16 protein-coding genes are annotated in these 22516 nt (G+C 52.8%); 14 read left to right on the top strand and 2 right to left on the bottom strand.

Going from position 1 to position 22516, the window contains the following annotated elements; all coding sequences use genetic code 11:
- The first annotated feature begins 7 nt into the window (after window positions 1-7).
- The 4 genes from G516_RS0120245 (at window position 8) to G516_RS23550 (ending at window position 6084) form a co-directional block, all read left to right on the top strand.
- On the top strand, window positions 8-1264 hold the full coding sequence (locus tag G516_RS0120245; RefSeq protein WP_028295196.1) for an FAD-dependent oxidoreductase: 1257 nt from the start codon (window positions 8-10) through the stop codon (window positions 1262-1264).
- A gap of 192 nt (window positions 1265-1456) precedes the next feature.
- Window positions 1457-1825, top strand: coding sequence for a sarcosine oxidase subunit delta (locus G516_RS23555; protein ID WP_051219663.1), 369 nt, complete (start codon window positions 1457-1459; stop codon window positions 1823-1825).
- Window positions 1822-4881 (top strand): 2Fe-2S iron-sulfur cluster-binding protein, encoded by a 3060-nt coding sequence (locus G516_RS0120235; RefSeq protein ID WP_245582709.1) that lies wholly within the window; start codon window positions 1822-1824, stop codon window positions 4879-4881. The genes G516_RS23555 and G516_RS0120235 overlap by 4 nt, the downstream gene beginning before the upstream one ends.
- A gap of 486 nt (window positions 4882-5367) precedes the next feature.
- Window positions 5368-6084: an aminomethyltransferase family protein gene (locus G516_RS23550; protein ID WP_051219662.1), complete on the top strand. Its 717-nt coding sequence runs from the start codon at window positions 5368-5370 to the stop codon at window positions 6082-6084.
- 26 nt (window positions 6085-6110) lie between these two features.
- Here the strand turns inward: G516_RS23550 and G516_RS23545 are convergent, their stop codons facing one another.
- Both G516_RS23545 and G516_RS0120220 read right to left on the bottom strand, forming a co-directional pair.
- On the bottom strand, window positions 6111-6560 hold the full coding sequence (locus G516_RS23545; protein ID WP_051219661.1) for a response regulator: 450 nt from the start codon (window positions 6558-6560) through the stop codon (window positions 6111-6113).
- A gap of 31 nt (window positions 6561-6591) precedes the next feature.
- Window positions 6592-8619 (bottom strand): sensor histidine kinase, encoded by a 2028-nt coding sequence (locus G516_RS0120220; protein ID WP_028295194.1) that lies wholly within the window; start codon window positions 8617-8619, stop codon window positions 6592-6594.
- Between the two features lie 271 nt (window positions 8620-8890).
- Here G516_RS0120220 and G516_RS0120215 point away from each other — a divergent pair, with 271 nt between their 5' ends.
- The 10 genes from G516_RS0120215 to G516_RS0120170 all read left to right on the top strand — a co-directional run bounded on the left by G516_RS0120215 (window position 8891) and on the right by G516_RS0120170 (window position 22218).
- Window positions 8891-9637 (top strand): FadR/GntR family transcriptional regulator, encoded by a 747-nt coding sequence (locus G516_RS0120215; protein ID WP_028295193.1) that lies wholly within the window; start codon window positions 8891-8893, stop codon window positions 9635-9637.
- Between the two features lie 104 nt (window positions 9638-9741).
- A complete protein-coding gene (locus G516_RS0120210; protein ID WP_051219660.1) occupies window positions 9742-10917 on the top strand; it encodes an ABC transporter substrate-binding protein in 1176 nt (391 codons plus the stop codon).
- 64 nt (window positions 10918-10981) lie between these two features.
- Window positions 10982-11839 carry a branched-chain amino acid ABC transporter permease gene (locus G516_RS0120205; protein WP_028295191.1) on the top strand — a complete coding sequence of 286 codons (858 nt, stop codon included), beginning with the start codon at window positions 10982-10984 and terminating at the stop codon, window positions 11837-11839.
- 2 nt (window positions 11840-11841) lie between these two features.
- Window positions 11842-12849: a branched-chain amino acid ABC transporter permease gene (locus G516_RS0120200; RefSeq protein WP_028295190.1), complete on the top strand. Its 1008-nt coding sequence runs from the start codon at window positions 11842-11844 to the stop codon at window positions 12847-12849.
- A complete protein-coding gene (locus G516_RS0120195) occupies window positions 12846-13601 on the top strand; it encodes an ABC transporter ATP-binding protein (RefSeq protein WP_028295189.1) in 756 nt (251 codons plus the stop codon). The genes G516_RS0120200 and G516_RS0120195 overlap by 4 nt, the downstream gene beginning before the upstream one ends.
- Window positions 13598-14290, top strand: coding sequence for an ABC transporter ATP-binding protein (locus G516_RS0120190; RefSeq protein ID WP_028295188.1), 693 nt, complete (start codon window positions 13598-13600; stop codon window positions 14288-14290). Before G516_RS0120195 ends, G516_RS0120190 begins: the two co-directional genes overlap by 4 nt.
- Before the next feature lie 20 nt (window positions 14291-14310).
- A complete protein-coding gene (locus G516_RS23540; RefSeq protein ID WP_245582708.1) occupies window positions 14311-15579 on the top strand; it encodes a Zn-dependent hydrolase in 1269 nt (422 codons plus the stop codon).
- Window positions 15580-15581: 2 nt separating this feature from the next.
- Window positions 15582-16997, top strand: coding sequence for an amidase (locus G516_RS0120180; protein WP_036537654.1), 1416 nt, complete (start codon window positions 15582-15584; stop codon window positions 16995-16997).
- A 231-nt stretch (window positions 16998-17228) separates the two neighbouring features.
- Entirely contained in the window at window positions 17229-18167 is a 939-nt protein-coding gene (locus G516_RS24200) for a phosphorothioated DNA-binding restriction endonuclease (RefSeq protein ID WP_028295186.1), read from the top strand.
- Window positions 18168-18267: 100 nt separating this feature from the next.
- On the top strand, window positions 18268-22218 hold the full coding sequence (locus G516_RS0120170) for an RNA-directed DNA polymerase (protein WP_028295185.1): 3951 nt from the start codon (window positions 18268-18270) through the stop codon (window positions 22216-22218).
- The last annotated feature ends 298 nt before the right edge of the window (window positions 22219-22516 follow it).

Genomic DNA, 22516 nt, shown 5'->3' with positions numbered 1-22516 from the left:
GAAGGCCATGCCTTTTGCACTCTTGAAATACGGGCTTAGCAATAACTACCCGTTCGAGAAAGACGCCGACTTGCCACCGCCAACAGCGCTGAAAAAGCGCTACGACGTGGTCATTATTGGCGGCGGCGGTCACGGTGTGGCCACCGCATACTACCTGGCCAAGTACCACGGCATCACCAATGTCGCGGTACTGGAAAAAGGGTATCTGGGCGGTGGCAACACCGCTCGTAACACCGCAGTTATTCGCTCCAACTACCTCACCTCGGACGGGGTGAAGTTCTATTCCGAATCCGTGAAGTTGTTCAAGGAGCTGTCGAACGAGTTCGACTTCAACATCATGTATTCCCAACGCGGCCAGCTGACACTGGCGCACACGGATTCTGCCATTCGGGCTTTCCGTCAGCGTACCGAAGTGAACACCCACTTTGGCGGCAACACCGAGCTGATTGATCCGCAGCAAATCCGCGAACTGGTGCCAACCCTGAACATGAACCCGGGCCACCAGCCAGTACTAGCCGGCCTCTGGCACAAGGACGGTGCGACCGCTCGTCACGATGCCGTGGCCTGGGGTTACGCCAAAGGCGCAACCCAGCGCGGCGTGGAACTGCACCAGCTCACCGAAGTGACCGACATCGTAGTGGAAGGCGGTAAGGTGACGGCGGTAAAAGCCAAACAAGGCAGCGCCGAACACACCATTGAATGTGGCATTGCCGTGCAGGCGGTGGCGGGCCACAGCACCCTGCTGGCCGAAAAAGCCGGTTTCCGCTTGCCAATTACCACCTATCCGCTGCAAGCCATGGTGACCCAACCAGTGAAGCCATTCCTCGACCCACTGGTCAGCTCACCCGCGTTCCACTGCTACGTGCAGCAAACCGGCCGTGGCGAACTGGTGTTCGGTGGTGGCTCAGACCCCTACCCGCTCTATAACAGCCGTTCGACCCTGGAACTGAAAGAGCAACTGCTGGCCCACGCGGTCGAGCTGTTCCCGTTTGTGGCCAACCTCAAGCTGATGCGTCAGTGGACCGGCCTCACCGACATGACCTCGGACTACTCGCCGATCATGGGCCTGAGCCCGGTCGAGAACTATTACCTCGATGCCGGTTGGGGCACCTGGGGCTTCAAGTCGACGCCAATTTGCGGCCAGACCATGGCCGAACTGGTCGCCACCGGCAAAGTACCGGAGTTGATCAAACCGTTTGGCGCCGACCGCTTCAGCGAATTCCGTCAGGTTAACGAGATGGGTGCCACCGCGGCGTCGCATTGACAGGACGTCAGGCGTCGGGAGACCAGAGTCGGGAGCCAGGGCAATTCACACCAGACACCAGACACCTGACACCTGACACCTGACACCTGACACCTGACACCTGACACCTGACACCTGACACCTGACACCTGACACCTGACACCTGACACCTGACACCCGACTCCAGACCTTCAAACCATTCGAGAAGGCTTTATGAAAATCATGAATTGCCCGCTTAACGGGCCACGCAACATCAGCGAATTCGTTTACGGCGGCGAAGTCACCGAGCTGCCGGATGTGGATAACGCCCCCGACAAGGAGTGGGCCGAACACACGTTTTACGCCTACAACGGCACCGGTGTGGCCAAGGAATGGTGGTATCACGTGGCTTCCGGCTACTGGTTCATTGCCGAGCGTCACCGGGTAACCGACAATATTCTGGCCACTTACGATCCGTCGGAAGATCCGGCGTTTTCAGTAGCACCAGCCACTGCCAACACAGCCAGCACACCCCCAGCGGAAACCGTCAGCGCCAACAACAGCGCTACAGCCAAACCCGAGTCCGAAGGAGTGACCGAATGAGTACCGCTTCCGTCTCCAGCTTGCCTTACGCCACCGCAGGCCACATGGGCCAGCAGCGCCTGCCAGAACCGATGGGACTGATGCTGGACCGCAAACACACGGTGGAATTCCAGTTTGAAGGCCAGACCATTCGTGGCTACCAGGGCGACACCATCGGCAGCGCCTTGCTGGCCAACAATTTCTGGATGTGGTCCCGTTCGTTCAAATACCACCGCCCTCGTGGCCCGCTGACCATGGCTGGCCACGATGCCAACTCACTGGTGCAATTGCCAAGCGAACCCAACGTACTGGCCGACCGCATCAGTGCCGCCAGTGACATGGTTGTGACTGCCCAAAACGTCAACGGCTCGCTGGCCAAAGACAAGGACGCCATTCTCAACCACTTTGGCCGTTTTATGCCGGTGGGCTTCTACTACAAGGCCTTCTACAAGCCAAAGGGCATCTGGGAATGGTGGGAAAAGAAAATCCGTGAAAAAGCCGGGCTTGGCATCGCCGACCTCGACTTCAAACCGGAATACTACGACAAGCAATTTCTTCACCACGACCTGGTGGTGGTTGGTGCTGGCCCGGCAGGCATGAGTGCCGCCTTGAAAGCTGCCGATGGCGGCGCCAACGTGCTGCTGCTGGAAGAAAACCCGATTCTGGGCGGCGCACTGGCATACGCCGATTTTGACGACGTGTCCGACCCCGAAGCCCTGCGTCGGGAACTGATCCACCGGATTCAGTCGCATGCCAATATCAGCGTCATGACCAACGCCGTGTGCAACGCCTGGTTTGCCGATAACTGGCTGCCCGTGCTGCAAGGCAAGCGTCTGTTCAAAGTACGCTCGAAGCAATGCATCATGGCCACCGGCAGCTACGAACAGCACGTGGTATTCCGCGGCAACGACATTCCCGGTGTGGTGATGTCATCCGCCGCCATGCGCATGATGAAACTATACGCCGTCAAACCCGGCAACAACGCCGTGGTACTGACCGGCAACGACGACGGCTACCTGACCGCGCTGGCGCTGCACGCCCAGGGCGTCAAGGTAAAAGCCCTGATCGACATGCGCGAGAGCCGTGCTTCCCGTGCCAACAGTCCACTGACCAAGCAGGTCGAACAAGCCGGTATTCCAATCCGTACTGGCTACACCGTATACGAGGCCTTGGGTCACCAGCACCTGGAAGGCGTTGATGTCCGCCTGATTACCGGCAAGGGCGAAGTGGCTCCGGTGGGCGACACCATCCGCTGCGACCTGCTGTGCATGAGCGCAGGCTACATGCCCGCCTACCAGCTGCTGTGTCAGGCGGGCGGCCAGCTGTCGTACGACGACCAGCGTGCCGAATTCAACATCAGCAACCTGCCAGACAACCTGCACATTGCCGGTTCAGTGAACGCCAAGCACGCCATCAAGCAGGTTATCGCCGACGGCGAACAAGCCGCCATCAAAGCCTTACGCTTGCTGGGCCTGAACGACGCCGTCGAACAGCCGGTAGAGTGCGGCAAGCTGGTCAACTTCGAGTGGCCAATTTTCAAGCACCCAAAGGGCAAGGATTTCGTTGATTTCGACGAAGACCTGCAAGCCAAGGACATCATCAACGCCACCCGCATGGGCTACCGCGATGTGCAGCTGGTAAAACGTTTCTCGACTGTCGGCATGGGCCCAAGTCAGGGCCGTCACTCGGCACTGCCGACCGCGCGCCTGGTCGCCAAGGCAACCGACCGCAACGTCACTGAAACGGGTGTTACCACCGCGCGTCCACCGTTTACCCCGGAGAAACTGGCGTATATGGCGGGTCGTAATTTTGACCCGTACCGTCAAACCGCCATGCACCACCGCCATGTTGAGCTGGGTGCCAAGATGATTCCGGCCGGTGTGTGGGCGCGTCCGGGCTTTTATCCACCAGCCGGACAACTGCTGACAGGGCCGGAAGGCAGTCCGTTGAACCCGAAAGCCAAGGCCATTCGCAACGCCTGCATTGAAGCCGAGTCCCTCCATGTACGCTCGAAAGTCGGCCTGATCGACGTATCGACCCTGGGCGGCATTGAAGTACGCGGCCCGGATGCTGCCGAGCTGATGAACCGCATCTACACCTTCGGTTTCCTCAAACAGCCGGTTGGCAAAACCCGTTACGCCATTCTGACCAGCGATCAGGGCGTGGTGGTCGACGACGGTGTGGCTTGTCGCTTTGCCGACGACCACTACTACGTCACCGCCACCACCTCCGGCGTGGACGCGGTATACCGCCTGATGACCTTCTGGAACACCCAGTGGCACTTGCAGGTCGATATTACCAACGTCAGCACCGCCTTTGCCGCAGTCAACCTGGCAGGCCCGGACTCCCGCAAGGTATTGGAACAACTGACCGACCTCGACCTCAGCCCGGAAGGCTTCCCGTATCTGGCCTGTCGTGAAGGCAGCATCAAGGTACCTGCGAAAAACGGCCAGCCTGAACGCAGCATTCCTGCACGCTTGCTGCGAGTTGGCTTTGTCGGCGAGCTGGGCTACGAAATTCACGTACCAACGCGCTACGGCGAAGCCCTGTGGGACCTGCTGATGGATGCCGGACAGCCGTTCGATATCAAACCTTTTGGGGTCGAAACCCAGCGTCTTCTGCGACTGGAAAAAGGCCACATCATCATCAGCCAGGACACCGACGGCATGAGCCACCCGGGCGAACTGGATCTGGGCTGGGCGGTGAGCAACAAAAAGCCGTACTTCAACGGCAAACGGGCCGTCGACATCGTGATGAAGCGACCACAAAGCCGCAAACTGGTGGGCTTCAAACTGCCATCCAGCGTTGTTGGTAAAGGCACCAAGCCGGAAGAAGGCCACATTGTGCTGGCGGAAAACCTCGCAGGTGCCGACATCACCGGCAACGTCACCTCCTGTGAATACTCCCCCACCGTCGACGCCGTGATTGGCATGGCGTACGTCGGCTATGGCGTCAAAGGCGACCAGTCGCAGCCAGGCAGCCTGATCCCGATACGGGTTGACGGCGGCCAGATGGTGATGGCCGAAGTGGTTGAATTGCCGTTCTTCGATAAGGAACAGAAACGGCAGGAGATGTGAGGCTCTGCCGGAGCATGAGCATTGGTGTAATACGGCTTCGCCTATTACACCCTGCAGAAATCGAAGAGCAGCCTCGCGGCAACAGCAGTGCGCATTAAGGTGAGCCCGCTACCGCAAAATCGAACAGGACCGACCGGCATGGATGCCGGGAGAGCCGATTCTGGACATGGATGTCCAGTAGAGGCGAGTCCGTCGTGAGATTGCAGCGGTAGCGGATTAGCGAACCGGTAGCGCGAAGCGGAGGGGGCCCGCCGGCCGGGAGGTAAGACCTCCCAAGAGGCAACGCGGTCGGCCCTGCAAAACAGCAGAGCCATTGGGCGAACCTCAAGGCGCGGTGAAGAAGACGCAAGTCCGTGTGTAAAACATCCTACGGGTTTCTTGTAGGAGGGAATTTATTCCCGAACCCCACAGACAACCGGCGTCGCCAACCCGATAACGTAGGTTGGGCCACGCCCAACAGCAGCATTTAATAAGCAGGAGACACCCATGTCTGAACTGTACAAAACCGAACAACCGGCCCACGTAGATTGGGCGGAGCAAGACATCGCCCGCAGCGCCAACTATCGCCGTCTGGCCCAAGCGCAAACGGTCACCACCGCTTCCGGTGCAGCGGTAGTCAGCCGCGTTGATCACAACGACGAAGAACGTGCCCGCAACGGCGGTGTACTGGAGCTCAGCATGCTGCCCCACACTGGTTTCCGCGGTGCTGGCACAGCCGACTGGCTGTCGTCGATGGAATACCCGATTCCGCTGAAGCCCAACATGGCGACCGCCTGTTCGGAAGGTAACTGGGTACTGCGCCTTAGCAAAACCGAGTACTGGCTGCTGGCGAACCCCAACGATCTGGGTAAAGCCATCGAGAGCCTGCCAACCGATATGGCCGACACTCCGAACGCCTGTTACCCGTTGTTCTGCAAGGATTCCCACGCCTGGCTGATGCTGACTGGCGAGCACACCGGCGAGATTCTGTCCAAGCTCAGTGCTGTTGATATGCGCGAGTCGGAATTTCCTGTGGGCAGCATTGCCCAAACCTCAATCGCTCGTATCAACGCCATTCTGGTTCGGCAGGAAGTTAACGGACTGGCTGCGGTGTCGATTTTGTGTGATATCGCGTCCAGTGATTACTTGTGGACGGTATTGATGGATGCCGTGCAAGAATTTGACGGCGGTGCCGTTGGCCTGGATGTATTGACTAACGGCTGAACCCGGCTATTGAACTCAATTACGGGTCAGGCATCCGGCTTGTCTGGCCAGGCAACGTTGCTGGTGTAACTGGACACCAGTTCGGCAAGGCGGCTGTCATCCGACAGCACGTCTTGCTTCAGCAAATAGCCGGCAATCATCTGATCGTAGGCGGCTGCCATATCGCAAGCGTTATCAGACGTGCTCAGCACAAACACCGGCGCTCGCTTTAGCGCCACGTTCTCACGCAACGCCTGTAAGAACTCCAGGCCGTTCATCCGTGGCATATTGATATCCAACAGGATCAGCGCAGGCCACACGCCTTCGTCTGCTTGCAAATGCTCCAACGCTTCCACGCCATCACGGGCTTCAATCAGACTGTTTTCCAGCGCCACCTTACGCAGGCAACGACGCACCGCCAGTCGATCGATATCGTCATCATCGACCAGTAAAATCGCTGGGGAAGATCGTGTTTCCATCTGACGTACAGCCATCATTGGCGGCTACCTTGGCAAACGCACCGGTCATTTATACTGGCACGTGATTAGGGTACTGCAAACAGAACGTGGTGCCTGATTGCGCGGTTTTTTCCTGTGAATCTGCTCCATTGTGAACCGATTCAGCCTGCGACACCATCGAAAATGGACATAACTTGTCCACAACCTCTACAGTGCCACCTACCAGCTGCATCGACTTCGCCACCAACGCCAATCCCATGCCACTGCCTTCCACTTCATCCCGTGGTTTCAGAGTAGTGAAAATATCGAATACTTTCTGACGGAACCTTGGCTCAATACCCGGACCGTCATCGGCAAAATACACACACGTTGTATCGTCTGCCGGTTCCACCCACACCCGGATATGACCAGCATCGAGATGGTGGTGTTTCACTGAGTTCATCAACAAATTGCGCGCCACCAGTTCAAACTGGGGCCTAGCCGCGAACACCTTACGGGTGTTACCCAGCACCTCGATGGTAAAGCGGTTGTCGGGCAAATACAGCTGCCGCAAGCCATCAATCACATCGTCCAGATCCAGCCATTCCGGCCTGGAGGCCGTGCGCCCTACGCGGGAATATTCCAGTAGGTCATTCAGCAACATATCCATGCGCTTGACCCGTCCTTTCAGCAGACTGAAATGCTCGGCGGTTTCACCTTGTAGCTGGTCACCCAGGTCTTCCTCAATAAAGCGAGTCAGGCTGGTGATTGCCCGCAACGGCGCCCGTAAATCGTGAGAGGCAATATAGGCAAACTGGTCCAGTTCCTTGTTGCTACGCTCCAGACTATCAAGATGGTGCTGAACCTCGGTGCGGTCGCTGATCGCTAACAGGGTTTGTTGGCCATCCAAGGTGGCAATGGGGGTATGGCTTACCTCAACCGGAATTTGCGTCCCGCTGCGCGCCGTTGCCACCAGTCGCTGCTGGCTCTCATGGCTGTTCGTCTGGTTATTACCAGAATCGAGATCGTAGCCCGAATCAGATTCCGCCTGTTGCTCAATGGGAGCGGTATCACGAATAAACGCCTTGCCATCGGGCACCAGACTGTCGACCGACATGTTGTGCAGTTCGTCACGGGGGGTATCGAACAGCTTTTCCGCTTCATGGTTCGACGACACCACCCGGTTTTTCTTATCCAGTAGCAAAGTGGCAATGGGCGAGTATTCGAACAGGTCCCGAAACTGCGACTCGCTGACCCCCAGCTGCTGGATACTGCTTTTCAGATCGTCCTCAAAACGCCGCAAACGCAACATGGAATAGGATATCAGCGTCACACTGAACCACATAAACGCCACCATCACGATGGCAAACAAACTCGACACCTCGCGGGTTTGTACAAACAACACGCCGTAGCCCACAAACAACGGGAACGACAAACTGGCCACCAGCTGAATCTGCCCCACCCGCGACACACTGGTGTTGCCCAGCAGCACATTCATTACCCAGCTATCGGCTGTTAGAAACAAACAGGAAACACCCATCCACAGCGTCAGCAAACAGGTGATCGGCGACATTTCGCCATAAAAATCCTGCAAGCCGTAGGAATACCCCGCCAGCGACGTCACCGGAAAAAACAACGACCCAAACGCCCCCAACTGGGACATCCGCGCATGACCGAATGAACGCATCAACAACGACGCCGCCAGCAGCATCATGGTGATGGCCGTATTGGCCCCCATCGCATTCGACTTACCCGCCGCCAGCTCTTCATCCACCAGCTGCTGAAACGGCGTAATGGCATGCAGAATAACGGTGCCGGAAACATCCTCAAGCAAGCGCACCAGCGCCACCAGCAAAGCCGCAAACGCCAGCCCCCGCGCCGCCGCAAGACTCAACGAATGCCCGTCCGAAACCGAAGGACGAGCTACCGGAACACACTCCAACAACACCGCCACACCACAGCCCAACAGCGTCAGCGCCGTTAGAGGATGCGTCGCCACCCCATCTGCCAACGGCCGATACAAAGCCTCAATACCAGCGACGTAGCCAACCAGGCTCAGCAACACCAACACACACACGCCTAACGCCAGCGCAACGGCGAACAATAAGGTTTTTGGCATAAGAAAGAGTCCTGGCTAAGGCGGGATGGCTCAACGCTAAAGGGCATGACGGGTTGTGGTCAATATCAAATGCAACTGCCGTCCCCCTTTCCTCGTGGAGATTCAGTACGGGGGGCTCACCCCGTAAAACACATCAGCACCCGCCTGAAAGCCTGTACAAAGATTACAAATTGAGCCAACTGCATGGGATTGATTGACCACGATTCATACAGCCGATATTAATTAATCATAATTATTTGGATTATTCGGTTTTTTTTAAAAAGGAAGCACGATGACCAGCAGCGTACCGAGAAGAAGAAAGCCCAAACTTTCAGACCTGATTGTCGAAGAAGTGAAGGCAATGATTGTTGCTGAAAAGTTATTGCCAGGGGATCGCTTACCGAGTGAGAAGGATCTGATTGAGGGCTTCGACTGCTCCAAGGGTACTGTTCGTGAAGCTCTAAAGGCCCTCGAAGTAGAAGGGCTCGTCACCACAAGACCAGGCCCCGGGGGTGGAGCCTGGCTGTCCGAAGTCCGAACAGACCCAGCCAGTAAGGCGCTACGTAACTACCTCTACTTCAAGCATCTGACCGCAGAGCAGGTTTATCAGATGCGAAAGCTGATCGAAGTAGAAGTAGCAGCTTCAGTAATAGGGCACCTTGGTGAGGACGACTTTGCCTTGATGGAAAAGTACATCAATGCCTGTAACCAGCCACCAACGACGGAAGAAGAGCAGCGTGAGCAACGCATTGCTGAACTTGAATTCCACAACGTGTTGGCAGACGCATCCCCAAATCCTCTTTTGGGATTTTTCGCTCGTTTCCTCAACGAAACCCTGCGCGATCTGGTGGTTTTGAAAAAGTCATACCAGATCGATGCCTACGAATTCACCCGCTCCAACGTCGACTACCACGTTGAGCTAATGAAGGCCTATCGCAACAACGATGAGCATCAGGTTCGCAGCCTGATGGGAGATCACATGTGTGAAGCCGAAGAGCATTTCGTCGCCCTTGACGGCCGGATCGCTCGAAAGATGTAAGGCAATAAGAAAGAGGCCCTTATCAATGGAGCCCCTCAGCCCTAAGAGCAAGAAGAAAGAAACTACCAATTTAGAGAGAGGTACACAGAATGTGTTTTTCAAAGATGAAGAAGTTACTGTCGCTCGCCGTCCTGTTTTCGGCATCATCAGCGATCTGCTCAGCTGAAGAGGTCACCATTTACGGGGTTAAATCCTTGTCCGGATCTTTTGCAAGCTACGGTAAATACGCCGATATGGGCTCCAGGCTGGCTGTTGAGAACTACGGTGATTTACTTGGTCAACCCGTCAAGTACTCAGTCATAGACACTGAAGGCAATGCGGGTAAGGCTGTCCGAAAAGTACAGGAGGCGATCCGTCAGCAAGGCGCTCTCTTTTTCGATGGAGCAACGCTTTCTTCTACAGCTCTCGCCATCGGTAAAGAGGTGGATAAGGCCGGAGGCGTATTCATGACCCCTGCCGGGGCCGATGAACTGACAGGCAGTGAATGTAACAACGCAACATTTCGTTGGTCTGTCCCAACTTATGGCGCTATCCATGAAACCGTGGAACCACTGATCAAGGCCCATCCTGACTGGAAGCGCTGGTACACAATCACACCTCAGTATGTCTTCGGCGAAGCCCTGCTCAATAACGCCAAAGCTGTTTTCAAGGCAGAAGGTATCGAGCATGCTGGAAACAGCTATCACTCTCTGCAGGAGCAGGAATTTTCCGGTTATCTGACCAATGCCATGGCAGCCAAGCCAGACGTATTACTGCTGCTTAACTTCGGCGGTCAATCATCCAATGCACTGCGTCAGGCTGTGAATTTTGGCCTCAAGCATCAAATGAAGATTTTGGTCGCGTGGTCCTCCGGACTCGACCAACTCCAAGAGCTGGGACCACAAGTAGCTGAAGGGGTCTATTTCGGTGCTCAATACTGGCACACCGTTGATACACCAATGAACAAAGAGCTGGTGAGCAATGTGCAAGCGGCCTACAACATGAACCCGAACTACCCGATGGCAGCCGACTACATTGGTACCCGAATTATCCTGGATGCGATCGCCAAAGCAGGTACGACGGATGGCAAGCTGGTTGCCCAAGCGATGGAAAACAGCCGCTATCAAGGACCAACCGGCGAAGAAACGGTCAGAGCCGCCGACCACCAGGTTCTCAAAAACTACTACTTGCTGAAAGGCAAAGCAGCGTCTGACATGCAAGATAAAGACGACTACGTAGACATCATCAGTTCCGGCCAATCCTTCCCGGACGAAAGCTCTCTGGACTGTCATCGCGGCTAAGCCTCCAGAGCACCCGCGCCTGTAACAGGCGCGAATCTCTCTCACCCATCCGGGAGTCATAACAATGAGTCTGTACCTTTTTCAGGCCCTTAACGGTATCGGTCTGGGGATGATCTATTTTCTGATTTCAGTCGGATTAACAATCATTTTCGGCCTGCTGAACTTCGTGAACTTCGCTCACGGCGCTTACTATCTGCTGGGTTCCTACCTTGCATTCACCATCGTTTCCCTATCGGGCAACTTTTGGCTTGCACTGCTACTTGCTCCAATTGTGGTTGCTGCACTGGCCTGGGTCACTGAAAAAACCCTCATTCAGCGGGCCTACCACCTGCCTCACACCTTCCACATTCTGATCACTCTGGGAATTGCCCTGATTATTCAGGAGCTGAGCATCTCAATCTGGGGGCCGATCGGAAAAACCGTCGCCGCCCCGCCGTCTCTGGCCGGAGTTATTCAGTTAGGCGACTTTTTCTATCCCAAGTACCGACTGTTCGTCATCGCCTTCACCGCCGTTATTGCGCTGGCACTGTGGTTTCTGTTGGAGCGAACCCGCTTCGGAGCATTGGTACGTGCCGGGAGTGAAGACGCGCAAACCGTCTCCCTACTTGGTACGCACATTCACAAATTATTCGCCCTGACATTTGCTTTGGGCGTTGGCCTCGCAGGGCTCGCCGGTGTGCTGGCAGCCCCCATTCGTGGAGTGCATCCATTTATTGGGCCCGAGGTACTTGGCCTTGCCTTCGTCGTTGTTGTTATTGGAGGAATGGGCTCATTTGTGGGTGCGCTGGTCGGTGGCATCACCGTAGGCCTGGTTCAAAGCATGATGACCACCCTTTGGCCCCAAGGCGCCAGCCTGATGATCTATGGCGCCATGGCAATCGTTATTTTGATGAAGCCATACGGCTTGTTCGGGAGGGCCTGAGTATGAATACCACCTCAAAAACATCGATATACAAAGGCATCACGCCTGCTGCTCTGATCGCAGTCATTGTCATGCCGATGGTTCTGCCGTCGACCACTCTGGCCACAGAGATTCTGATTTTTGCCCTGGCCGCATTGGGCTGCAACTTGCTACTGGGCTACACAGGATTACTGTCGTTCGGGCAGGGAATCTTTTTCGGCGGTGGCGCTTATGCCGCTTCGCTCAGCATGATCCATTTGAACTTTGGTCTGCTCAGCGCCCTGTTGTGCGCCATGATTGTGGGAGCCCTGCTCGCGGCCCTTGTGGGCGCTCTGGCAATTCGCCGAACTGGTATCTACTTTGTGATGCTGACTCTGGCGTTCAGTCAAATGGCCTACTTCCTGGCCTACACGCTCAGTGACTGGACAGGAGGTGACAACGGCCTGCTTGATGTTCCACGTCCAGCCCTGGAAATTTTCGGAATCCAGCTGGCAGACCTGACCTCCAGTCAGGCGTTCTATGGCTTTGTCGCCGCTCTGTTCATGTTGATTTTTATTTTTGCCCGCCGGGTTATCCACTCGCCATTTGGCAGCACGCTGGTCGCCATCCGGGAAAATGAAGGTCGCGCTTCTGCCATCGGCTTCTCTACCAGCCATTTCAAACTGCTGGCCTTTGTGATCTCAGGCGCGATCACCGGAATAGCAGGTGCCTTGTACGCCATGCTGCTGAACTTCGCCCCGCTCTCCAATATTGAGCTGATGATGTCAGAGAACATTCTGATCATGACCATTATTGGCGGCACCGGATCATTACTGGGCTCTCTTCTGGGCGCTGGCACCATCGTCATGCTCGGCGACATTCTGTCTTCCATCTGGCCACGCTGGATGATCATTCTGGGCATTGCTCTGATTGCAGTGGTGCTGTTCATGCCAGCCGGATTATGGGGCGGCATCGAATCGTTAATGAAGCGCTTCCGGGAAAGCAAAACATCCGAGCCAGACCCCAAACTGCAACAGGAGGCCAAGTCATGAATGACTACATTCTGGAAACCCAAAATTTGGGACTCCGCTATGGTGCGTTTGCGGCACTGGGCAGCGTAGATCTGAAGATACGCAAAGGCACGATTCACACCGTCATCGGGCCCAATGGCGCCGGTAAAACCACACTTTTTCACTGCCTGACAGGAGAGCGTACGCCCTCGAGTGGCTCTATCCGTTTTGCAGGCAAGGACCTGACCCGTCAGCCTCCACACAAGCGGGTGGCAACCGGTATGTCTCGCTCGTTTCAAATTACCAGCCTGTTCCAGAACCTGAGCGTTAGAGAAAACCTGCGACTGGCCGCTCAAGGACGGGATGGGCTGGCCGCACTGGCATTCTGGTATTCAGACAGCCAGCGCCAACAGCATCTGCAAAAAGCCGATGAAATACTTGAAAGAGTCAAGCTTACGGCACTGGCAAATACCTGTGCAGGGGACCTGTCGCATGGGCAGCAACGGGTGCTGGAAGTTGGCATGTCTCTTTGTGGCGACCCTGAGTTGCTGCTGCTCGATGAGCCGACTTCCGGTATGGGGATTGATGATATCCCGATCATGACGGATCTGATTTCAGAGTTAGGCAAACAGCACACCGTGATGCTGATTGAACACAACATGCGACTGGTGATGTCCATCTCAGACCAAATCACAGTGATGCACCAAGGCAATATTCTGGTGGAAGGCGAGCCCGATCAGGTACGTGGGGATGAGCGCGTCAAGAAGGCCTATTTGGGGGAGAGCGGCTCATGAAACTGGAAATAAACGGCATACATTCCTACTACGAAAAGAGCCATGTACTGGAAGGCGTTTCACTGCAAGTAAACCCGGGAGAATTGGTCACCTTGCTGGGACGAAACGGTGCAGGGAAAACAACCACACTGCGCAGCATCGCGGGAATCGTCAAGCCAGCCAAGGGCTCAATCATGTTCAACAATGAAGAACTGATTGGCCGGGAAATCTTTGATATCGCTCGTAAAGGGGTACTGCTGGTTCCTGAACACAGAGGCATATTTGGCATTCTCAGCGTTGAAGAGAACCTCGCTATCGCAGTGCGCTCCAGCAGCCGTTGGAGCCTGGCAGATATCTACGAAATGTTCCCACGGCTTTATGAGCGCCGAAAAAACGGCGGCAACGCTCTGTCCGGTGGCGAACAGCAAATGCTGGCAATTGCCCGTGCTCTGGTAAACGACCCGAAGCTATTACTGCTGGACGAGCCAACCGAAGGTCTGGCACCCGTAATCGTCGATGAAATCGTCCGAATTCTTCAAAAAATCCGCTCCGCCGGCGTTTCCGTACTGCTGGTCGAACAAAACCTCGCTGTCTGTGAAAAATTGGCAGACCGGCATTACGTGATTGAACAGGGCCGCGTTGTGTACAGCGGGAGCGGCGAACAGTTCCGTCAGGAACAGGAAATCAAAAACCGCTACCTGGCGGTGTAACACAGTTTCTGGAGTAGATGATGGATATGCAAGCCGATAAAAATCCCGCTGCTGAATGGCTAACGGCCAATAGAGATCGCCTTTGGCAGAGCCTTATGGATCAAGGGAAGATTGGAGAAACCGCCAAAGGTGGACTCAACCGACAAGCACTAACCGACTTGGACCGACAAGTACGGGAACTCTTGATTCAGTGGGGCAAAGACGCAGGCTGCGACATTTCGATCGATAAAATTGGCAATATTTTTCTTCGCCGCGCCGGCATGGACAATACCTTGCCACCCGTGATGACAGGCAGTCATATCGATACCCAACCGACGGGCGGCAAATTTGATGGCTGCTTCGGGGTTATGGCAGGCCTTGAAGTAATACGCCGATTAAATGATCTCAACATAACAACCCGTGCGCCGATCGAAGTGGTTGCCTGGACAAATGAGGAAGGCTGCCGGTTTCCTCCGTGCATGATGGGCTCAGGCGTATTTACCGGTGAGTTCACACTGGAAGAAGCCCTGGCAACGCGTGACGCCAAAGGTATTTCAGTCGCAGAAGCCTTGGACAGCATCGGATTTGCTGGAGAAAAAACCGTTCCGGGACATGCCGTTGGTGCTTACTTTGAAGCCCATATTGAGCAGGGCCCTATTTTAGAGGATGCGCAAAAAACGATTGGTGTTGTTCTGGGGGCATTAGGCCAAAGATGGTTCGATGTAACCATTGAAGGCGTAGAATCTCACGCAGGCCCGACACCAATGCAACTACGACATGATGCAGGCCTTGTCGCTGCAGAGCTGATTACCTATGTAAACCGCATTGCTCTGGAGCATGCACCACACGGCAGAGGCACGGTAGGCTGCCTCGATCTATTCCCCGGGTCGCGCAACGTAATCCCAGGCAAGGTCAACATGACCGTCGATTTACGCCACCTTGATAGCCATTCACTCAACCTCATGGTGACTGGCCTCAAGGCTCGTATCCATGAACTGGAAGAGCTGCATGGTGTCACCGTCACACTGACACCAACCGCTGACTTTGCGCCACTCTACTTTGCCGACGCATGTGTCTCCGCAGTTCGGCAAGCTGCCGAAGCGCTTGGATATGAGCACATAGACATCGTCAGTGGTGCAGGCCACGACGCTATCTTTCTGGCCGAACAAGCTCCGGCTGGAATGATTTTCGTCCCCTGTGAGGGCGGCATCAGCCACAACGAAATGGAACGCGCTGACCCCGACCATCTTGCCGCAGGCGCATCTGTATTGCTCAATGCCATGCTCAACGCCGCAGGCAAGGAGGCATAACAATGGCTCATTCACACTTTGAAGAGATCGCCGACTTTGATGCCGTTACGCTATCCAGACTGTATGGTCGCGGAGAGCTATCACCAGTGGAAGCAACCAAAGCCGCACTGGCCCGAATCGAAACCTGCAATTCATCCGTAAATGCGTATTGCCATATTGCCGAAGAGTCGGCTCTGGAATCCGCAAGGAAGTCAGAGCAACGTTGGCTAGCCAAGGCCCCACTAAGCCCGATTGATGGCGTTCCTTCCTCAATAAAAGATCTGACCAAAGTGGCTGGAATGCCACTTCGCAGCGGCTCACTCACCAGCAATACCGAACTTGCCAAGGAAAACGCCCCCTTTACTGAACGCATGCAGGAGGCTGGAGCCGTCATCCTCGGTAAAACCACCACCCCTGAGTTTGGCTGGAAAGGGGTAACCGACAGCCGCCTGACAGGCATCACCACCAACCCATGGGATACTCGTAGAACCGCAGGCGGATCATCCGGAGGCGCAGCGGCGGCGGCAGCGCTGAATATGGGAGTGCTGCATCAAGGCAGCGATGCCGGAGGCTCAATTCGCATTCCCGGCGGTTTTTGTGGTGTGTTTGGCATCAAACCCACCTTTGGATTTGTACCCCAATGGCCAGCCAGTGCCATGACAACACTTTCCCACCTGGGGCCGATGACGCGCACTGTCAGCGACAGCTTGCTAATGATGGATGCCGTCGCACATCCGGACGTGCGCGACTGGTACTCTGATCGCCGCTTTAACGGCAATTGGGCAGATATTCCTGAACGTACTTTTAACAACCTCAAAGTCGCCTACAGCCCGACTCTGGGATACGTACAGGTAGACCCTGCTGTACGCCAGTGTATCGACGCAGCCGTTGCCCGCCTGGCGGAACTGGGCGCACAGGTTGAAGAAATTGATCCGGGCTTCAAAGACCCTGCTGAGGTTTTCTCCACCCTCTGGTTTGCCGGAGCTGGCAAGGTGATCAGTGGTATGAACGAAGCGGAGCGCGAGCTGCTCGATCCCGGATTTCGCCATATCGCAGAACAAGGTATGAGAATCGACATCGTCGATTACATGAGAGCGGTCGACGCCCGTGCAGAGCTGGGCATGCATATGCAGCAGTTTCATCAACAATATGACCTGCTGGTCACCCCGACATTGCCAATCACCGCCTTCGAAGCAGGCCGAGACACCGCCAAGGACCAACAGACCTACTGGATGGAATGGACCCAGTTTTCCTACCCGTTCAACCTCACCCAACAACCAGCCGCCACACTGCCCTGTGGACAAGTAGACGGTCTCCCCGTTGGCTTGCACGTCATTGCGGCAAAGGGCAACGACGCACTGGTATTGAAAACATGCCACCAGCTTGAGAAATTTTTTGAAAGCGAGTGGCTGCAACGGCCGCTGATGAAACCAGCCTAAATTGTCATGTTATCGATCGGGGACCTGCACAGCAGCTGGCAGACGACAACCCTGGGCAGGTTCCGCGATTAAATGTATGTACGGGAGAAGTCAGCCAGACAGCACAAAGGCATAACGCTCATATGGTTGCGGCAAGCACTCTGAGATGCCAGAACACTTCAAATTTGGTCTTTTGAAGCACCAGGCAGAGTGCTACTGTCCCCCATCGATCAACGGAATTGAAGTACCCGTATGGACACACGACCCACTATCCTTCACCGCATAAAACAGCTTAAAACCGCTCAGGTTGGCGGTAAGCGCGCACCGCACAAGCCGCTACTGATATTGCTGGCGCTGGCTCAATATCAGCAAGGCCGACACATCGTTCGTTTTGCCGACATTGAACAACCTCTGACTCAGTTGCTGCGCTGCTGGGCACCGCCGATAAAAAGCGCTCCCAACCCGACCAAGCCGTGGTGGCATCTTAAATCAGACGGTTTCTGGGATATTCACGACCTGGAAAAACTGGGCTCTGAACAAACCATCAAAGCCTATCGCCAGTCCACAGCCAGCTTCAGCCCCGATGTGCGTCATTGGCTGGATACCGACGACAGCGCGCTCACCAGCATCGCCTGGCTGGTATTGCAGGAAAACTTCTTTGAATCGACCTGGGACGATGTGCTGACCCAATGCGAACTGGATATACCTGCCCCATTTGCACTGAATAGCTCACCGTCATACACCGCCAAGGGAATACAGGACTCCGCCAGCGTCGCCAAACGCTACCGCGCAAGCCACTTCCGCCGCGATGTATTGAAAGCCTACGACTACCGCTGTGCCGTCAGCGACTTCCAACTCAGCATCGGCGGTGTTGCCATCGGTTGCGAAGCCGCACACGTCAGAGCCCACAGCTTTGAAGGCCCGGACAGCGTCGACAACGGTCTGGCGCTGGAGCCAACCCTGCATCAACTGTACGACCGCGGCATCTGGACGTTAACCGACGACTGCCGAGTACTGGTATCGCAGGAATTCAGTGGCTCTGGCAGTGCGCTGGAACGCATTCGAGCCTTGCATGGACAGCCAATCCGCAACCCGATGCCTGGCCAACCGAAGCCCAATATTGAGCATATTCGCTGGCACCGCGAAGCCAAGCTGGGTGGAGTGTTCCGAGGACCTGCGTTGCCGCTGTAAGGCCTATCCAGTTCAGAACCATAAACTGGAAATGAGGTATCAAAAATTTTGATCCTCGCAGATATGATTACCAGCAAGTTAATGACTTAAGGACAGCCAGATGCCTCAAATACCATCAGAATACAATCAACTGGAACTATCAGATTGGTATCTGACCAATCCTCTCTTGATGGCACTTGCTTGGAAAAAGTCACATGAATATATCCGCTCAACCAACTGGTACGCGGACAATTTTGAACTAGACAAGTCTGCTCTGTACTTGGCAGAACGCTGTAATCAATGGACAGCAGAAATAATTGACCAAAGCGTCTCCTTCTCTAACTTGAATTTGGTTCCGGCTCCAAAATCATCGGCATGGACATTCATACCTAATAAATGCCCCACTGAGTGCGATGAAATACTCGATGTTTCTATTGAAGAGTTTGGAAATTCCTGTTATTGCCTGAAGTGGGTTCCAGAATCAAAACCAAATTCCAAGAAACCTAAAAACATTAAATTACGGCCACTTGCCCATATAGGCATTAAAGAACAGACCATGATGACCTTGGTGATGATGTGTCTCGCCAATGAGGTCGAAGCTATTCAAGGTGATCCATCAACCAAATATGAAGATGTACATAAAAAGAAAGTTGTTAGCTATGGCAACCGTCTTTACTGTAAATACCAAGAGAATAATGAGGGAAATGTAACCGCAGAACATAACTACGGTGCAACAACGATTTACAGCAAATACTTCACTGATTATCGTAATTTTATTCAACGTCCTTATTTTTTCGCATCCAAGGCTTTACCCGAGAAAGCCCCTAATGAAGAGATTTATCTAGTCGATCTAGATTTGAGCCAATTTTTTGATCGTATTAATCGAAAAACCTTGATCGAGAAGATCCAGAACATCACATCTAACAACCAACAAAATAAAATTAAGGAAAATATTGCCACCGACAACTTGCTGAATATATTCCATAATTGGTCTTGGTCTCAGTGTGCTAAAGACAATTATGAAGTCTGCAAAACCAAAGACGTACCAGAATTACTTAATGGATTACCACAGGGATTAGTTGCTTCTGGTTTCCTGTCGAATATTTATATGCTCGAATTCGACAAAGAAGTACAAAATAGTATTGAAACCGAAGTGTCGAAATCGATCAAACTGATCGATTACTGCCGCTATGTAGATGATATGCGTTTGGTTGTAATCGGTCCAAAACGAAGCAAGGATAATAAAAACCCGATAAAAACAGTTCAGGAAAAGATCAACCAATGGATTGAGCCACAGCTCAAAGAACTTAGCCTTATACTTAATCCAAGTAAAACTAAAGTTGAGGTTTACCGAGGTAAGTCCAAAGGCATATCCAGCACTCTAGAAATGATCCAAAGCAATATGAGTGGCCCACTAAGCATGGAAAGTGCGGATGAAATGGTCACTCAGCTTGAGTCTTTGTTAATGCTTTCCGATGGAAATGTTCCAGACCAGGATGGTCAAAATTGCATTCCTAATGGCCTCGCCGCCATTGAAAAAAGTGTATTTGATATTCGAGAAGATACCTTAAAACGCTTTGCTGCAAACAAGATCTCCAAGGTTTTGAACAACAAACGCCACTTTACACCCAGGAATATAGACGAAAATGGCGCCCCGGTTGCTGGGGAATGGGATTATTTACAAGAACGAATGGCCAGACGCTTTATAGCCAATTGGTCACATGACCCTGCATTGGTTCTTCTTCTGAAAAAAGGCCTGGAGTTATTCCCAAGCCCCAAAATATTAAATGCTATACTGGATCAATTGAAAGACGTTTTAAAGAGAGAGGGAGGGATTAAAGAAGAGAAACAAGCATCAGTCGCCCGATATTGTTTATCTGAAATATTCAGAAATTCAGCGATGGTTATTCATCGAAAAGACCCTCAAGCCATTCCCGCCCACGCTGATATTGATAGCTACTTTGAATTACTGCAAAACACAGCAGCAGCGGCTCTTTCAGGTTCACTTGGGGGGAAACCGAAGTCTTCAGATGAATTCGACTTACTCGGTGAACAAGCAAGATTTTTATTGCTAGTAAGGCTTGATACATCACTCGAAAGCTCATGTGGAGATCTGGAGCAGGATCTGATTTTCATGCTGATCCAAGGCTATCGGAATATTTCAATAGAAAGACTATTCAAGGAAGTAAATATTGTTGATCGTTTCAAGATAGAGCCAGAAATACTTGCTTCTTGCATTCTTATAGCAGCACAACTAGCAGCTGATCAAAAACCAGTGATCCGTGCAGTTTGTTGCCTATTTGATAGATTAAAATTCAGTACTCCGTCAATCCTGAAAAAAATCTCGGCTCAAAATCCTGATCTGATGCGAGCAATTTATTACCATGCACGGGCAATGAAATACACTTGGTATTACAGGGATAAACACTCACTCAATGATATTGCAGAAAGGCTTTATCTGAACATTCGGCCATCAGCCAAACCTTTGGATCAAATAACAGGATTCACTGGTATCTATCAGTTATGTAGCCGTGCAGATAATCCTTTTGCAAATGAAGTAATGGCATTGAAGTTATTTCAAGCTCTACTTGAAAAACTGCCAGTGTCTGATTTCAAAGACTCAGAATTGGTAGACCTCAGCAGAACAAAAGTAAAATCCATTGGGTACAAGGTTCCGCCAGTTTTTTCTGCATTCGATGACGACCTGATAATAGAAAAGCTCGTAATGCATGAAGCAATTGCAGAAATGTCACCTCATTTCAAAAAAACGGAAGATAAGTCAAATGAAAATGATGAGACAATCCAGCTTCAACGCGTTGCACTGGCAATGCGAGCTGTTTTGGCTGGCTCTGCCGATCCAACCGGATTTGGTCAGTCATTCACTCCCAGAGCCGGCTATCGAGGCGTGAAATCCACCAGCTTCAAACGTCAGTTAGGCATGATGACAACTCCAGAGTCGCTTGCTGGTGAAGCAGCGCAGTTCTCAACCTGGCTGTCTACTCTGTTGGCCAAACTTCTACGTTGGCCCGGTATTCATGTGAACGATCAAGGTTTTGATTGGCCACGAGAGCTGACGAAAGATGCAGTTAGAGATTTAGTCATAAATCGGTTAACAGAACTCAAAGCATCTTACTGTCAGTTATCGGAAATGCCGGTTTTGCCTGAATTGATCAGGCCTGATTGGGAAAAAGGCAAAACATCTCTGAGTGTTGCAATGGTTCAATCCAAGCTGCCTTCCAAGTCTGATTTTGCCAAAGCAGGTACTTTACTTGATGTTCCAGAGTATCGAGTGAAACATCGTCGCCATGTTGCACGGGTAGCTGAACTAGTCGTAAAGCATATTGATGCTCAAAATATTGAAGTAGACAAAAAGCAAGAAGTAGATTTGATTGTTTGGCCAGAGTTGGCGGTTCACAAAGACGATTTAGATATTCTTATCCACCTATCTCGAAAAACACATGCAATTGTTCTGGCTGGTTTAGGATTTATCAACCAGCTTGGAGTACCTGGCCCCAATAACTGTGCAATTTGGATCGTTCCAAGAAAACATAATGGCAATCAAAACGAACTTCTTCGCTTTCAGGGTAAGCATCATATGATGGCAGGAGAAAGAGATTTAAAAATTCAACCTTGGCGTCCCTATCAGCTAATGATCGAACTGAAACACCCAGACTTCAAAAACAAATCAGGCTTCAAGATAACCAGTGCCACTTGTTTCGATGCAACAGACATCAAACTCAGCGCCGATTTAAGAGATAAATCAAACGCATTGTGCATTCCTGCCCTCAATACTGATGTCGGATCTTTCGACACAATGGTTGAAGCACTGCACTACCACATGTACCAACCTGTAATTCTTGTAAACAGTGGTGAATTTGGTAGCTCATATGCAATGGCTCCATACAAGGAGCGCCACAAACGATTGATTGCTCACGCTAGCGGGAATAATCAGGTGGCAATCAATACTTTTGAAATGAACATGTTCGATTTCAGGCGAGATGGTGTTGGTCAATCAATGACATCAGGAATAGATCCCAAAACACCGCCTGCGGGAGTCAAAATAAAAATTTAAGGCTTACCAAAAACTTTATGACTCAGGGGAGAGGTCAAAACCACGCCTACCAACGACACTGGATGGGTCACCGTTTGGTCGCCGAGCAAGACATATTAGTAAGCACTATCGCCAGAACGGCTTAAGAAATGGCCCGCCCGAGAGGATTACTTTCTCCCTTCGGGCAATCGTCGCAAGCTCCGATGTTTTCTCCACTCGCAGGCTCGCTACGAATCGAACCCGAGATTAAGCACCAAGTCACTCACACGCGGTAAACAAAAAAGCTTCTGAATCTGTTCACGTTTCATAAGCAGATTCA

The organism is Oceanobacter kriegii DSM 6294, from assembly GCF_000422845.1.
Lineage (GTDB): Bacteria > Pseudomonadota > Gammaproteobacteria > Pseudomonadales > Oceanobacteraceae > Oceanobacter > Oceanobacter kriegii.
The sequence above is the reverse complement of the archived record's forward strand: the minus strand, read 5'-3'. Positions and strand labels throughout refer to the sequence as shown.

What these genes read in the sequence shown, in the direction of transcription:
- G516_RS0120180 (WP_036537654.1), top strand. Translation starts at nt 15,582, where the DNA reads ATGGCTCATTCACACTTTGAAGAGATCGCCGACTTTGATGCCGTTACG.
- G516_RS23555 (WP_051219663.1), top strand. Translation starts at nt 1,457, where the DNA reads ATGAAAATCATGAATTGCCCGCTTAACGGGCCACGCAACATCAGCGAA.
- G516_RS0120200 (WP_028295190.1), top strand. Translation starts at nt 11,842, where the DNA reads ATGAATACCACCTCAAAAACATCGATATACAAAGGCATCACGCCTGCT.
- G516_RS0120195 (WP_028295189.1), top strand. Translation starts at nt 12,846, where the DNA reads ATGAATGACTACATTCTGGAAACCCAAAATTTGGGACTCCGCTATGGT.
- G516_RS0120245 (WP_028295196.1), top strand. Translation starts at nt 8, where the DNA reads ATGCCTTTTGCACTCTTGAAATACGGGCTTAGCAATAACTACCCGTTC.
- G516_RS0120190 (WP_028295188.1), top strand. Translation starts at nt 13,598, where the DNA reads ATGAAACTGGAAATAAACGGCATACATTCCTACTACGAAAAGAGCCAT.
- G516_RS0120220 (WP_028295194.1), bottom strand. Translation starts at nt 8,619, where the DNA reads ATGCCAAAAACCTTATTGTTCGCCGTTGCGCTGGCGTTAGGCGTGTGT.
- G516_RS23540 (WP_245582708.1), top strand. Translation starts at nt 14,311, where the DNA reads ATGGATATGCAAGCCGATAAAAATCCCGCTGCTGAATGGCTAACGGCC.
- G516_RS0120215 (WP_028295193.1), top strand. Translation starts at nt 8,891, where the DNA reads ATGACCAGCAGCGTACCGAGAAGAAGAAAGCCCAAACTTTCAGACCTG.
- G516_RS24200 (WP_028295186.1), top strand. Translation starts at nt 17,229, where the DNA reads ATGGACACACGACCCACTATCCTTCACCGCATAAAACAGCTTAAAACC.
- G516_RS0120210 (WP_051219660.1), top strand. Translation starts at nt 9,742, where the DNA reads ATGAAGAAGTTACTGTCGCTCGCCGTCCTGTTTTCGGCATCATCAGCG.
- G516_RS23550 (WP_051219662.1), top strand. Translation starts at nt 5,368, where the DNA reads ATGTCTGAACTGTACAAAACCGAACAACCGGCCCACGTAGATTGGGCG.
- G516_RS0120205 (WP_028295191.1), top strand. Translation starts at nt 10,982, where the DNA reads ATGAGTCTGTACCTTTTTCAGGCCCTTAACGGTATCGGTCTGGGGATG.
- G516_RS23545 (WP_051219661.1), bottom strand. Translation starts at nt 6,560, where the DNA reads ATGATGGCTGTACGTCAGATGGAAACACGATCTTCCCCAGCGATTTTA.
- G516_RS0120170 (WP_028295185.1), top strand. Translation starts at nt 18,268, where the DNA reads ATGCCTCAAATACCATCAGAATACAATCAACTGGAACTATCAGATTGG.
- G516_RS0120235 (WP_245582709.1), top strand. Translation starts at nt 1,822, where the DNA reads ATGAGTACCGCTTCCGTCTCCAGCTTGCCTTACGCCACCGCAGGCCAC.